Annotated in this window: 11 protein-coding genes; 4 read left to right on the forward strand and 7 right to left on the reverse strand. The window is 70.8% G+C overall.

Annotated features, from left to right (window positions below):
• Positions 1-41: 41 nt before the first annotated feature.
• The 6 genes from WME98_RS53835 to WME98_RS53860 are packed head-to-tail and all read right to left on the reverse strand — an operon-like array spanning position 42 to position 7273.
• The gene (locus tag WME98_RS53835) at positions 42-1403 is read right to left on the reverse strand and encodes an aminotransferase class III-fold pyridoxal phosphate-dependent enzyme (RefSeq protein ID WP_437949300.1); all 1362 of its coding nucleotides are present in this window, start codon (positions 1401-1403) and stop codon (positions 42-44) included.
• On the reverse strand, positions 1381-3174 hold the full coding sequence (locus tag WME98_RS53840) for a sulfotransferase (RefSeq protein WP_437949301.1): 1794 nt from the start codon (positions 3172-3174) through the stop codon (positions 1381-1383). Before WME98_RS53840 ends, WME98_RS53835 begins: the two co-directional genes overlap by 23 nt.
• A complete protein-coding gene (locus WME98_RS53845) occupies positions 3171-4217 on the reverse strand; it encodes a hypothetical protein (protein ID WP_437949302.1) in 1047 nt (348 codons plus the stop codon). The genes WME98_RS53840 and WME98_RS53845 overlap by 4 nt, the downstream gene beginning before the upstream one ends.
• Entirely contained in the window at positions 4205-5509 is a 1305-nt protein-coding gene (locus WME98_RS53850) for a coproporphyrinogen-III oxidase family protein (protein WP_437949303.1), read from the reverse strand. Before WME98_RS53850 ends, WME98_RS53845 begins: the two co-directional genes overlap by 13 nt.
• Positions 5506-5853 (reverse strand): acyl carrier protein, encoded by a 348-nt coding sequence (locus WME98_RS53855; protein WP_437949304.1) that lies wholly within the window; start codon positions 5851-5853, stop codon positions 5506-5508. Before WME98_RS53855 ends, WME98_RS53850 begins: the two co-directional genes overlap by 4 nt.
• On the reverse strand, positions 5834-7273 hold the full coding sequence (locus WME98_RS53860) for a class I adenylate-forming enzyme family protein (RefSeq protein WP_437949305.1): 1440 nt from the start codon (positions 7271-7273) through the stop codon (positions 5834-5836). Before WME98_RS53860 ends, WME98_RS53855 begins: the two co-directional genes overlap by 20 nt.
• A gap of 1347 nt (positions 7274-8620) precedes the next feature.
• Between WME98_RS53860 and WME98_RS53865 the strand changes: the two genes are divergently transcribed.
• Positions 8621-9403 (forward strand): hypothetical protein, encoded by a 783-nt coding sequence (locus WME98_RS53865; protein ID WP_437949306.1) that lies wholly within the window; start codon positions 8621-8623, stop codon positions 9401-9403.
• A 95-nt stretch (positions 9404-9498) separates the two neighbouring features.
• Positions 9499-10068: a hypothetical protein gene (locus WME98_RS53870; RefSeq protein ID WP_437949307.1), complete on the forward strand. Its 570-nt coding sequence runs from the start codon at positions 9499-9501 to the stop codon at positions 10066-10068.
• Between the two features lie 76 nt (positions 10069-10144).
• Here WME98_RS53870 and WME98_RS53875 read toward each other — a convergent pair whose 3' ends face one another.
• The gene (locus WME98_RS53875) at positions 10145-11608 is read right to left on the reverse strand and encodes a thioredoxin family protein (RefSeq protein WP_437949308.1); all 1464 of its coding nucleotides are present in this window, start codon (positions 11606-11608) and stop codon (positions 10145-10147) included.
• 181 nt (positions 11609-11789) lie between these two features.
• On the opposite strand from WME98_RS53875, the gene WME98_RS53880 reads away from it, so the two are divergent.
• Positions 11790-12212: a hypothetical protein gene (locus WME98_RS53880; RefSeq protein ID WP_437949309.1), complete on the forward strand. Its 423-nt coding sequence runs from the start codon at positions 11790-11792 to the stop codon at positions 12210-12212.
• A 200-nt stretch (positions 12213-12412) separates the two neighbouring features.
• Complete coding sequence (locus WME98_RS53885) at positions 12413-13072, forward strand: hypothetical protein (protein WP_437331541.1); 660 nt, start codon at positions 12413-12415, stop codon at positions 13070-13072.
• Positions 13073-13083 lie beyond the last annotated feature (11 nt).

A 13083-nucleotide genomic window follows, 5' to 3' on the forward strand; every position in this document is an offset into this window, starting at 1 on the left:
CGGATCGGGCATTCAACGCAGAAGGGCCGAGCGACGCAGGCTCACGGGATGAAGCCGCCCGCTCTCATGGTCAGCAGGCTGTCTTTCACCGCGTCCTCGAGGCGCCCGAGGTCAGCGTCGCTGTGCGCCGTCGAGACGAAGAACGTCATCCCGTCGAACGCGTACGCGCCGCGCATCCTCAGGTGAGGGATCAAGATCCACATCGCAGGAGAGAGCATGAAGCGGAACATCGACCCGAAGCGCTCGACGCGCACGGGCATGGCCTGCTCTGTCAGCCAGCGGCTCATTCGCCCGACGAGCTCGGCGGTCCGCTGGTTGAGCCCTTCCTGCAGGCCGTTGCCCTCCGCCTCCAGGCGCCTCACCACGGCGTGCGCCGCCGCCATGGTCATCGGGTTCTTGGTGAACGTCCCGGCGAACCAGACCTTGTCGACGGCAGGCCAGCTGTCGTCGTCGCAGCTCCACCTGCCGCCGTCGACCTGATCCAGGAAACGCGCCGCGCCCGCCACCGCGCCGATGGGCATGCCGCCGCCGAGGATCTTCCCGTACGTCGCGAGATCGGCGCGGATGTCGAAGTATGCCTGGGAGCCCCCCTGATGGATGCGGAACCCGAGCAGGATGTCATCGAAGATGAGCGCGATGTCCTTGTCGCGGGTGAGGCTGCGCAGCTGCCTGAGGAACTCTGCCGGCTGCGTCGCGGGGCTCCTCGCCTGCACCGGCTCCACCAGCACACAAGCGATCTTGTCCGCGTGCTCGACGATCTGCTCCAGGCTGCGAGGCGCGCCGTACTCGAGCACGAGGGTGTCCTTCTGCTGGCTCGACGAGAGGCCGTGGGCCGCGTTGATCGCGGGCAGCGCCGCGTCGTATGAGCCGTGATAGGATTGAGAGAACACCGCGACCATGTCGCGCCTCGTCGCGGCGCGCGCGAGGCGGATCGCGCCCATGATCGCCTCGGCGCCGGTGTTGCAAAGCGCGACCCGCTCGGCGCCCGTCATCGCCGCGATCGCGGCGGCGACGTCGTTCGCTCGATCCGACTGAAACCCGATCGGCATCCCCCGGTCGAGCTGGCGCCGCAGCGCCTCGTCCAGGAACGCCGGGCGATGGCCGAAGAGGTGTACGCCGAAGCCCAGGCAGAAGTCGATGTACCGATTGCCGTCGATGTCCCACGTGTAGGCGCCTTCGCAGCGCTCGGCGACGATCGGGTAGCGGAGCTTCCTGGTCGCCAGCCAGATCTCCCTGACGCCGGGGGGCTGGTGCAGGAAGAAGCCTTGCGAGGAGCGCGCGTCGGCGAGGGCAGGCCAGGTCTCTTCTCTCCTCTTCAGCGAGGAGCGCGTCCTCTGCGTGTACTCGTCGATGAAGCGCGTGAGGTAGCGCTTCTGATTCTCATCGAGGGAGATCTTCTGCATGCGTCGCCGCCTTTGCTGTCGTCGGTTCGAGGGAAGGCAGGAGCGCCGCGAGCTCCTGCTCATGTCGCCGCCACTTGTCGGGAGAAGGCGCCGAAAGCGTCACGCGCGACAGGGGCAGGACGCCGGACGTCGCCTTCTCGACCTCCTCGTCCCACCGGAGCCCGGCGAGCTTCCCGATCGAGAGGAGCACCTCCGCCGGGCGCTGGATCAGCTCATCGTAGCTCACCCTGCGCCACGAGGAGGCGGGCAGCGCCGCGAGGTCCTCCTCGATGACGGCGTTGGCCGTCTTCCACTGATAGGCCGCGATCTCCACGAGCGAGCGGCCCTCGAGGGACGACCACCCGGGAGGCAAGAAGAAGCTCCAGTCCCGGTAGGGCCAGCCGGGCATCCCCCGGTACGAGAGGAAGCGGCGCGAACGCCAGCCCTCGACCAAGCTGCTGATGTTCTCCCTCGGATCCCGGACGAGGTGGACGAAGAGCGCGTCCGGGAAGACCGCGCGGAAGAAAGGGATGCGCAGGGCGTTCGCGGGGGTCTTCTCCAGGAAGCGCAGCCTGCAGGGGCGCTCGTGGGCCGGCCGATCGAGGTAGCGCTCTCCCCTGCGATCCACGAGCTGCCGCGCGAAGCCTTCCCGCAGGGCGCTGGCGACCGCCGGCGAGGCGTCGGTCTCGGTCAGCCTGTCCGAGCTGTAGCCCCTGGCCGCGGGGTGGAGCTCCGGGATCGACCGGATGATCTCATGGCTCTCCCCGCCGATGGTCCAGACGTCGGGAAAGCGCGACAGCAGATCGAAGAGGAGCGTGCTGCCGGACCGCGGCGCGGAGACGACGAAGAGGGGGCGCTCGAACTCCGGACACCCGAGCGGCTCGGCGTCCGTGCTCCTCCTGGTCGTCACGGGCCGGTGGAGCCGCCTCGGCACGGGCGGCGACATCCACAGCATCGTGTCGACGACGGCAGCGGCCTTCATCCCCGCGCCTTTCGGCGCGAGCTTCGGCATGACCCGCTCCCGGAAGTCCAGGATGATGTCCTGATAGGCGAGCTCGCCCGCGCTCGTGTGTCCGAAGCGGCGAAACGCCGCCCCCCATCGCCTCCGGATCTGTTCGATGGCGTCGGCGAAGGCGAGCCGCTCTGCGTCGGTCATCGGTCGCCGGCCCGCATCGGCGAGGATCTCCTCGGTCAGCGCGGCGAACTCCTCGTCGCTCAGCACCTCGAAGCGGTAAGGCTCCAGGAGGAGCGAGCCGCCCTGCCCGCGGAAGAGGCCGGCGGTCTCTCTCGTCTCGACGATCAGGTGGACACAGCTCTCCGCAGAGGGGTTGTGCAGCCTGTGCGGCCTCGCGTTGTCGATGACCCAGGCCTCTCCCGCGGCCATGTGGGCGGTCTCGCCTCCGCAGGAGACCGTGACCCCCGCGCTCGTGACCAGCGGGATGCAAACAGGCGCCCGCCGGAACCAGTGGTAATTCCACTCCTCGGCCTCTGGCGGCTCGGTCGCGCCGGAGAGCCGCACGAGGCGGCTCCGGGCCACAGGCACCCCCAAGGCGCCCATGACCTCCTCGAGGTGAGGGCAACGCCCCAGCGCCGCGGTCGGCCGCGCGGGGCCGGCGAGGGCGAACTCGTGGTTCGCCGAGCCTCCCGCCGTCACGAGCGAGATGGCCGAGCTGCCCAGGGCACCGCTCGGACAGGGCATCCAGTCCCTCTCGCTGAATCGGTCGAGCTCCGCGGCGAGCCGCGCTGGATCGAAGCGCCGAGGCACCCGCTCGAGCGCGCGTGTCAACTTCATGAGACTTCCCAGCGCAGCCAGCCTGTGTCCATGGCGCTGCCTCTCCAGGAATGGGCGAGCGCCTCCGCGTCGGCCGCGACGATCGGCTCGACCATGTAGACGCGGCAGTCCGGTCCGAAGTTGAGCTTCTTGCGCGGCTCTCCTCCGCGGAGCTCGATCACGTAGTTGTCGCCGCCCGCCTCCTTCGGGCCGGGCGCCAGGGGGTTCATGACGATCCTGCGGTTGCCCGCCACGAGCAGGCGCTCGCCCGCGAGGACCGCGTCCTGGATCCAGGGCGACGACACCGGGATCTGCCCTTCGCGCTGCAGGTCCCGGTCGAGCAGCACCACGGCGCCGCCCTCCGTGTCGGAGAGCATGTAGCCGCCCGCGGCCCGGCGCCGGATCGCGTGGGGCCGCCGCAGGCCGCCGAGGACGACGTCCACCCGACCGCTCCGGCGGTCGATGCGCACGAGCTCGCCCGTCGTGAAGAGCGTGGCCAGCACGGTGTGCTCATCGACGAGGATGGCCGAGTTCGGGTGGGTCGTCAGCGCCGCGGGCAGGTAGCGCCGGTTGTAGTCGTTCGATCGATCGAAGCTCTGCCCCAGCCGGAAGCGCTTGCCGCCATAGCCATGCTCGAACAGGAAGAACTCCCACACGAGCTCTCCGCGTTCGTCGATCTCCGCCAGCAGGTCCGTCCCGGAGCTCGTGACCAGGAGGCCGCGGGACGTCCTCTCGAGGGTGTGCAGGTGGTTGAACCAGCGGTGTCGCAGTCGACCGACGATCTCAGGCCCGGCGAGGGTCGCGATCTCGTCTTGATCCCAGAGCGCGACGTGGAGCTTCCCGCCTTCCAGGAGGAAGCCGGTGGGCTTCGGGAGCTCGAGTCCGCCGAGGACGCGCCCCGCGTCCCAGTCGACGAGCAGGAGAAAGCCGGAGGCCGCATTGAAGACAGGCGAGCGCTCGAGCTCGATGGAGGTGGCCACGTCGACGAGGCGCCGCTTGGACGCCTGCGCCTCCTCGTACACGGCCGTCCACTGCCGGATGACGACGCTGATCAGGCAGTACATGACGCCCCCGGAGCCGCGCTGGTCCCCGCCGTCTCCAGAGCGGCGGCGAGGCGGTGGCCCACGTAGTCGCCCCAGAGAATGCCTTTCCGGGTCAGCGACAGGGCGTCCGGCGTCACCTCGACCAGGCCGTCGGCGGCGAGCGCCTCGACGGTGGGTCGACACAAGGAGAGCACGTCGAAGCCATAGCGGCGCTGGAACTCCTTGCGATCGAAGCGGATGAGCTTCATCCCGAGCGCCAGGTCGCGGGTCATCAGATCGCGCGCCGTCAGCCGGCAGCCACGGGCGAGCGGCAGCTTGCCCTCCTCGACGAGCGCGACGTAGCGCGACAGCTCGCTGGTGTTCTGCAGGGCGTGGCCGCGCAAGAGGCCGAAGGCCGAGACGCCGAACCCGTAGGTCTCCCGGCCCTGCCACGAGCTCGTGGCGTGCTGCTGCATGTAGCCGCCGCCCTTGGTGAAGGTGAAGAAATTCACAGGGAGATAGCCAGCCTTCTCGAAGCGCTCGATCGCATGGGCGGTGAAGCGCAGCTCGTCCTCATCCGACGGCAACGTCAGGCTCTTGTGCTTGAGGTCGTTGTAATACCCGGCGTTGGCGTACACCTCCGTCTTGTAGACGGTCAGCGAGTGCACGTCGCTCTCGATCGCGCGCTCCACGCTGTACGCCCACAGCTCGTCGGTGTCGCCGGCGAGCCCGCTCATGAGATCCACGTTGACCACGGCGCCGGTGCTCTTGGCGAGCTCTATCGCCTTGAGCGCCTGCTCCTCCGTGTCCACCCGCCCGGTCCTCCTGACGACCTCGTCGCTGAAGGACTGGATGCCCATGCTGATGCGGTTGACCCCCAGAGCCTTCAGGTGGTCCGCCTTGCTCTGGATCAGCGTGACGGGCTCGGCCTCCACGGTGATCTCAGGCTCGTCCAGCTGGAAGTGCTGATGGATCACCTCCCAGATGCGGCTCAGGTTGTCCTTGGAGAGGACGGTCGGGGTCCCGCCGCCGAAGTAGATGGTCTTGACCGGCTGATCTCCGAGGTGGAAGTGTCGCGCCGCGTGCTCGATCTCCCGGCACAGGGCCGAGACGTACCGATCGATCTCCGCCTTGCGGTTGTCACCCAAGGTCGTGACCTTGTAGAAGCAGTACGCGCAGCGCTGGATACAGTACGGCACATGGATGTAGAGGTTCAGCGGGCGGGGCTCGATGAACCGCTCGACCGCCTCGGGCCGCCAGTACCGGAAGGGCGGGTAGTTCGTCAGGAACCCTTTGCGGGTCGGCTCGCTGCTGGAGATCTGGAGGGTGGTCACTGGATCGCTCCGTCGTGGCGTTCGCGGTCCTGCATCATGGCGTGGATATGCTGGGAGAGGACCGTGAGGTCGGCGAAGACCTCGCTGCTGAGGTTCTGGGTGGCGAAGGCGATGCCGAAGCGCTCCTCGATGCGGGTGATGAACTCGAACAGCACCATCGAGTCGAGCATCAGCCCCCCTTCCAGCAGCGGCACCGCGGGATCGATGTCGTTTTCCTCGATGCGCACGTCGAGCTCGTGGGCGATCATCTTCTTGAGCTCTGCGATGATGTTCTGCACGGTGTTCGGGTCGGTCGACGGCGTGGGCGTCTGGATGGAGGGAGCGTCAGCTCGGGCGGTGTCCATGGTCGGGGCTTGCCTCGTGGGGTGAGTGGGAAGCGGAGACGGAGCGCTGCAGGGCCCTTCGGTCCAGCTTGCCGCTGGGCAAGAGCGGGAGAGCCGGGAGCAGGCGGATCTCGTCGGGAACGGCGTAGGCCGGCAGGGATTCCTGACAGGCGCGGCGCACGCTGCCCGGCGCGATGTCGGCCCCGGCGCGCGGCGTGCAAAAGGCGACGATGCCGCGGCCGCGCTTCGTCTCGCCAGCGACGACGACGGCGGCCCGCTCGACGCCCGAGAGCCGCTCCAGGGCGCGCTCTACCTCGGCCAGCATCACGAGCCGGCCATCGCGCTTGACCGCGTGATCGCCTCGGCCGAGCACCTCCAGGTGGCCGCCAGGATGGAGGCGGCCCAGGTCCCGCGTCGCGTACCAGCCCGCTTGCGCCGCGGCGTCGCCCGCCAAGGGACAGCCGTCGCCGTCCACATAGCCCTCGAAGCCGTGAGGGTGAGCGCAGCGGATATCGCCCGGGGAGCCGTCGCCCTCCGCCGAGCCCGGCTGTGGATCGAGGCGCAGCGCGACGCCGGGGAGAGGGCGGCCCACCGTCACCGCGCGGGGGCCCTCCGTCTCGCGGGGATCCGCCGCGCAGATGACGCCCATCTCGGTGGAGCCGTAGAGGTTGACCACGCGCCGGTAGAGCGCCTCGGCCTCCTGGAACGCTTCAGGGCTGAGCTTGTCGCCGGCCACCACCACATGGCGGTAGTGGCCGGGCGCGCTGCGCGGCCGGAGCAGCATCGTGCAGAGGTTCGGGGACAGGAAAGCGACCGTGGGCCGGAAGCTCCGCTCGCGCTCCATGTACCGCAAGAGGTTCGCACCTTCGACCAGCGCGATGCTGGCGCCCACCGACAGCGCTGGCAGGAAGCCGGCCCCGAGGCCGTACATGTGGGCCAGGGGCACCGGGATGAGGACGCGATCCGCGCCGTCGAGGCACAGGCGCTCGACCGCGTTGAGGGCGTTGCCCAGCAGCCCCTCATGGGTATGCACGACCAGCTTGGGGGAATCGAGGCTGCCCGAGGTGCGCAGGAGCAGCCGGTCGCGGCGGAGCGGCGAGCCTTGAGGAAGCGGGCGGTGGTCCTCAATCGCGCGGACTTCGAGGAACGTCTCTGGCCGCAGGAGAGAGACGGGATCTCCTTTGCCCTCCGCGAGCGGGCTTCGCACGCGGATCCTGTGGCGGAGAAACCGGGGCAGAGGCTGGGCAGGAGCCGTGGACACCGGCGCTGGCAAGAACGCGAAGCTCGCGCCTCGCGAGAGGAGGGCGAGCAGCGTGAGCGCGCCCGGCACCGAGTTGGCGCTCTCCAGCGCCAACATGTCGTCCGGCGCAATGCCGCGCTCCCGGAGGAAGGCCTCTATGGCCGCGATGACATCGTCAATGGCCGTCCATTCGATGGTCATCGCGCCGTCGGACAAGGTGCTACCTTGACCTCTGGCAGTTTGAATGGCGCTGGCGAGGAGCGCCTTTGGCGTTCGCGCATTAACGGGCGGCATCAGAGCGAGTGGTGCGCAGTCTCGTTGTTGGGTCCGTGTCTTGTCAAGACCTTCCTTATCGTCCGTTATAGCGGATATAGAGCGCGCCGCTTTGGCGGATGAAGGTGCGTATCAGTGCGCGAACGGTCGGCCATCCTGCGGCCTGGAGAGGCTGCTGAGGCAGCCCCTTGCAGGTACGCGCTGCGCTCGACGATCGGCGCAGGATGCATGGCTCCGACGGCGCCACACCCGATTCGCCAGCTGCCGCGCACGCTTACCAGCGCTCTGCCCGTCCGTGTGAAGCGTTGCGCCCGAGGTCCTTTGCTGCTCGGGCGATACGTCCTGGGCGAGCGCTACTCCTCTCCCGTGCCGATCGGTTTCCTAGGCTCGTGTCGGCCTGCGGGACGCCTCGGTTGTTACCCCATGCTCCCGGTTGCCGGAGATGGTAGAGGTGGGTATTCGAAGATCCCAGCTAGCACGCTGACGGCCGCAGGCCTGGAGCTGCACGACGGCGCCTCTGCGCCACCATTGCTCCCGAGCGCGGCCCGCCGCGGCGCATTGGGCAGGCACCGTTCACACGCGGATGGCGGCGCCTTTCAACAGCACATCTCGTGTACCATATTCCCCCATGCGGCCCCGCCGCGATGCGTGGCGCGGCCTCGGCCCGAATCCACCCGAGGCTCACACCGGCGCTCGGCTCGGATGTCTCCATCTGTGTCGGAACACCGACGAGCACGAGAACGAACATTGCCGCTGAGAGCCCCGCCGGCGTGTTGCGCTCATCGTCCCCGTCGCCCCCTACGCCTTATAGACCAGCGATGTGACGACGCGAACCATTTTCTTCGGATGCTCAAAATTAAACAGTAAGCGGAATTTTCCAGAGCTAGGCCATCCGCGCGGCGAACGATGACCGCCCCGCCGTCCGTGGCGCTTGCGCCGCCTGCTGCACCTACACGCCGGGCGCGTAGTACGGTCGCACGTTCGCGAGCAGCGGCACAGGCACACGTTCGCGAGCAACGACGAGACCGTGGACCCGTCCGCCGTCGCTCCGCCGTCGCTCCGACAACGAGAAGCGTGCCCGTCGCTCGTCCTCTTCCGGAGCAGATCGAGCCACCGAACGACAGAGCTCGCCGTCGATGCTTCTCGACCTTGCCGCCTTCCGGCGTCTCGAGGCCCTCTCCTTCAAGCGCTCCACAAGCCTGGCCTCGTCCCGCTGCTCACGGCCGCTGGCCCAGGCCGCTCCTGGCCTAGGACCGGTCGTGGCATACTCCGCCCATGAACCGTACGCTCCGCTTCTCGGTCCTCTCCGGCTTCCTTCTCGCCGCTTGCGGCGGCGTCGTCAACGATCCGCCCGGCAGCGGCGGCGCGGGCGGCGCCGGCGGCGACGGCGGCGCCACGAGCGCGACCTCGGGCAGCGGCGGCGCGCCGGTCGCCTGCGGGGCGCGCAGCGGCGGGATCTGCAGCGCAGAGGAGTTCTGCGACTTCCCCGACGACTCGTGCGGGACCTTCGACACCGTGGGCCAGTGCTCCGCCCGCCCCGAGGTATGTCCCGCGCATTGCCCGGGCGTCTGCGGCTGCGACGGTCAGTTCTATTGCAATGCGTGTTCCGCGCAGCAGGCCGGGGTGGACGTCTCGGAGTCCACCTCCTGCCTCAAGCCCGTGGGCGGCGACTACGCCGCGACCTACTGGGCCGGCGGGCTCGATCACCTCGTCGTCTACAAGGCCGAACCGGAGACGGACCAGTGCGTGACGCTCTACGCCGATGCGCCGGCCGAGAGCGCGCCGGAGGACTTCGACGTCGCCACGCTCCCGGAGACCTGGGTCGTGACGCGCATCGAGAGGACCAGCGGGGCGGCCGGCTGCGCGCCGGGGGCGTCGAAGCCCGCTGGAGAGGCCGTGCGCGCGATGGGCGCCATCGGGAGCCTGTCGATGGATCTCTCGGGGGGAACATCCATGCCGTGCACCCTCGACGTGGACATCACCGCCACCTTCCCGACGGAGCCCGCGACCGCGCTCCTCCGCGCCACTGGCGTGGCCGTGAACGACGGGTGCCTGTAGACGGGCGCCCGACACGCGGGGTGCCCACACCGGCTCACGCGCAGAATGCTGCTGGACGCTCCTCACCGGCGACCGCGTATGAGAGCCTCGGCATCATGCACCGCGCTGCTTCCCTTTCCCTCGCGCTTTTCTTCGGTCTCGCCCTCGCCGCCTGCGGAAACGTCGTCGTGCCCGCGCCCGGGAGCGGCGACACGGGCGGCGGTGACGGCCAGGGCGAGGCGCCGCCCGCCGCCGAGCACGGCGACACGGGCGGCGGCGGCCATGGCGAGGCGCCGCCCGCCGCCGAGTACAACGTGCAGTACTACCCGGGGCCCGACCACCTGCTCGTGCGCAAGGCCGATCGGGAGCTCGACCGGTGCGTGCAGCTCAACGCGATCACGCCGCCCCTCGTCCAGACGGGCCTCGACATCGAGGCTCCCGAGGGCTGGAGCGCCGCCTATGTGCTGATCACCGACCGGGCGGCCGACTGCGAGGGCCCGGCGGGGACCTCGAAAGGCCGCAAAGTGAGCGTGACCGGCGCCACCGGGACCCTCTCGTGGGAGGCCGGGCCGAGCGACTACGTGCTGTGCAACATCACCGTCGACGTCACCGCGACGGGGCGGGGAGAGCCCGAGGCCCACCACCTCTTCGCGACCGGGCTGAGCATCGGCGACGACTGTCCCTGACCGGGGGCGGGCGCCGCGGAGCCGCGCAGATCCCAGGGACGAAGCCCGATCGCGGCGACCTGTCCACCCGCCTCCGTCAGCGCTTCTTCACCCCGCGCTGCGCCTTCTCGGCCTCGGCCAGGCGCCGCCGCGCGTCGTCCAGCGCCGCCTGGCTCGCGAGGCCCTTGGGGAGCGCCTCGTAGCCGGCCACCTCCTCGCGGAGCGTCGCCACCTGCTCCGCGCCCTGACCGAGCTTCTGATGGATCTCCGCGCGGAGCTTCAGGTAGCGCAGCCGCCGCGGGCCGTAGGCGCGGCCGATGGCGCGCTCGACCGCGGCGAGCGCCTCCGCCTCGCGGCCCATCGCGTGGAGCACCTGCGCGAGCCGCGCGGGCGGCTCGTACGACCCCGGCATCTGCGCCTCGCGCGCCTTCAGCATCGCGACCGCCTCGTCGCCGCGCGAGAGCGCGAGGTACGCCATGGCCCGCCCGTAGTCGTACGCGGCGGCCGCCTCGGGCGCCTTCGCCTCCTTCGCGGCCCGCTCCAGCACGGCGAGCTTCGACTCGTTCGCCGCGCGGGCCCCGGCCGCGTCGCCGAGCGCCTGGAGCCCCTCGGCGAGCAGGCCCCACGCGTCGGCCCGGTCGTCCGCGCTCGAGTCCGCGGGCGGGCTCGCGACGATCGACCTGAGCCGGCCGACCGCCGCCTCGCGCGCGGCGCGCTGGGCCTTGGCGTCGGAGAGCGCGGACGCGCAGGAGAGCAGGACGCTCGCGAAATCGGCGGGCAGCGCCGCGCCCTTCACCTCGGCGATGTGCCTCATGCCGGCCTCGGCGCACCCCGCGGGGTCCCTCCGGCGGAGCGCCGAGACGAGGCCGAGCAGCGCCTCGCTGCGCCGCGGCCACGCCTCGCCGCCCCGGGCCAGGGCGCGCACATACGCGACCGCCGCCGCCGCGTGGTCGCCGGCGCTGTGGGCCCGCTTCGCCTCGACCAGCAAGCGGTTCGGGTCGTCCGGAGGCAGCGCCGAGGCCGCCTTGGAGTCCATGGCGTGCAGCGCCTCGCGGAGCAGCTCGCGCAGCTCCTCGACCGAGGCGGCGCCCCGCCAGAGCCCGACCACCTGGCCGTCCACCGGCTCGAGGACGAAGAACGTCGGCCACACCGTCACCTCGTGCCGCTCCAGGAACGGCGCGTTCTCCGGTCGATCCGTGTCGATGTCGGCGAACACCACCCGATCCGCGAACGGGCGCAGCGACGGATCGGTCAGCACGTAATGCTTCATGCTCAAGCACGTGTGGCACCACGGCGCCCACGCATCGACGAACAGCGCCTTGCCCTCGGCCCGGGCCTTCTCGCGCGCCCGCGGCACGTCGTCGCGGATGAACTCGAGCGGCGGCCGCGCCGCCTCGGGCGCCGCCGCGGCGGCGGGCGGAGGCGCCGCGGCGGGGCTGCCGGCCGCGGCGGCGGCGGGCGGGGGCGCCGCGGGCGCCGCGGCGCGGGGGGGCGGATCCGCGGCGCAGGCGGCGAGGGAGACGAGCGCGACGAGGGCGGGGAGCGAGGCCGGGGGACGCACGGGCGACCATGGTAGCAGCCCGATGGCGGCGGTCTCGCCCTCCCTGCGACAGGCGTCCCCCACGTTGACGCGCCGCCGGTGCCGCGCGTAGAACCGTATCCTGGGCTGGCTTCGCGCTCGCCCGCGGCGCGGCGGCGCAGCTGTCCCGGGGTGCCGGAACATCACATCAGGGGGAGTCCACATGTTCGAGCGCGTGCTGAGGATAGGGGAGCATACCGCCCGCATCGGCGAGCATGCGGACACCCTGGAGTTGATGATGCGGGGCGACGTCTCGCCGGACGAGGCAGCGCGGTTCTTCGACTTCATGGCATTCCACTTCGCCGGGCAGCGCTACATGCTGATCACCGGCGACGTGTCCCAGCTCGGCCGGGTGCCGGCCGAGTCCCGGAGAACGGTCATGAAGGAATCGGGCAGGGTGCCCCCCATCCGAGGGCTGGTCTATTACCGCGCGACCTTCACGGGCAGGGTCCTGACCGAGCTGGTGATCCGCGGCTATGCGCTCGCGACCGGGGCCGACGTCGCGGTCCACTTCGTCGAGCACGAGCCGGAGGCGCGGGCGTGGCTGGCCCGGCGGCGGGAGCGGCTCGCCGGCGAGCGTGGATGAGCTCGCCTGGCACGGTCGAGCGGGCGACGAGGCTGCGCGGCGCGACGGGCCGGCGGGCGGCGCGAGGTGGGCCCGCGGCGGGAGCGCGGCGGGCCGGCCGGGACGGCGCGCGCGCCGGCCGGGTCGTCGCGCCGCCCGTTTCGGCCTCGCGCCGACAATGCGCCCCCCGGTTCCGGCAAAGCTGGTAGAGTGGCGCCGCGGTGAACGATTACGCAGGCCGGTGCGGAAGCTGCGCGGCATACACGCGGGTGCATGAGGATCCAGCGCGCGGTCGCGTCGGCGAGTGCGCCCTCGAGGTGTACCCGCCGCCGGTCAAGGCGACGGCGACGTGCGCCCGCTACCGCGCCAAGGGCGCGCCGCCGCCGCCGCCGCCCCCGCGGGCCGCGGGCCAGCCGCGCGGCTCGGGCGGCAGGTCCCGGCCGACCGGGGCGCCATCGCCGGAGCGCCGGGCCGGCGCCGCGCCGCAGCCCTTCCGTCCGCCGCTGCCAAGGGAGATCGACATCGACATGGATATCGACGAGTTCCGTCGTGTGCTGCGCGAGGTGCTGTCCGAGGAGCTCGGCGTCGGCCGCGCGGAGATGGGCGGCCGCTGGGAAGGCGGGGAGATCGTCCTCCGGCCCGGGAAGGAGGGCACGGCCGAGAAGCGCATCCCGCTCGACGTGTTCTTCCACAAGATCGTCATGCTCCGCGACAAGCTCCGCGTGCTGGAGCAGAAGATCAACGCGCACGAGGGCCTGAGCGACGCAGAGAAGGTGCAGCTCCAGGCGTACATCACCGGCTGTTACGGGACGCTCACCACGTTCAACGTGCTCTTCGCCCGCCGGGAAGACGGATTCGCCGGCAGCGGCCGAGACGACTAGCGCGGCGCGGG

Origin of the sequence: Sorangium sp. So ce296, assembly GCF_051529605.1 — a bacterium.
GTDB lineage: Bacteria > Myxococcota_A > Polyangia > Polyangiales > Polyangiaceae > Sorangium > Sorangium cellulosum_D.

What these genes read in the sequence shown, in the direction of transcription:
- WME98_RS53835 (WP_437949300.1), bottom strand. Translation starts at nt 1,403, where the DNA reads ATGCAGAAGATCTCCCTCGATGAGAATCAGAAGCGCTACCTCACGCGC.
- WME98_RS53840 (WP_437949301.1), bottom strand. Translation starts at nt 3,174, where the DNA reads ATGAAGTTGACACGCGCGCTCGAGCGGGTGCCTCGGCGCTTCGATCCA.
- WME98_RS53845 (WP_437949302.1), bottom strand. Translation starts at nt 4,217, where the DNA reads ATGTACTGCCTGATCAGCGTCGTCATCCGGCAGTGGACGGCCGTGTAC.
- WME98_RS53855 (WP_437949304.1), bottom strand. Translation starts at nt 5,853, where the DNA reads ATGGACACCGCCCGAGCTGACGCTCCCTCCATCCAGACGCCCACGCCG.
- WME98_RS53860 (WP_437949305.1), bottom strand. Translation starts at nt 7,273, where the DNA reads ATGACCATCGAATGGACGGCCATTGACGATGTCATCGCGGCCATAGAG.
- WME98_RS53865 (WP_437949306.1), top strand. Translation starts at nt 8,621, where the DNA reads ATGAACCGTACGCTCCGCTTCTCGGTCCTCTCCGGCTTCCTTCTCGCC.
- WME98_RS53870 (WP_437949307.1), top strand. Translation starts at nt 9,499, where the DNA reads ATGCACCGCGCTGCTTCCCTTTCCCTCGCGCTTTTCTTCGGTCTCGCC.
- WME98_RS53880 (WP_437949309.1), top strand. Translation starts at nt 11,790, where the DNA reads ATGTTCGAGCGCGTGCTGAGGATAGGGGAGCATACCGCCCGCATCGGC.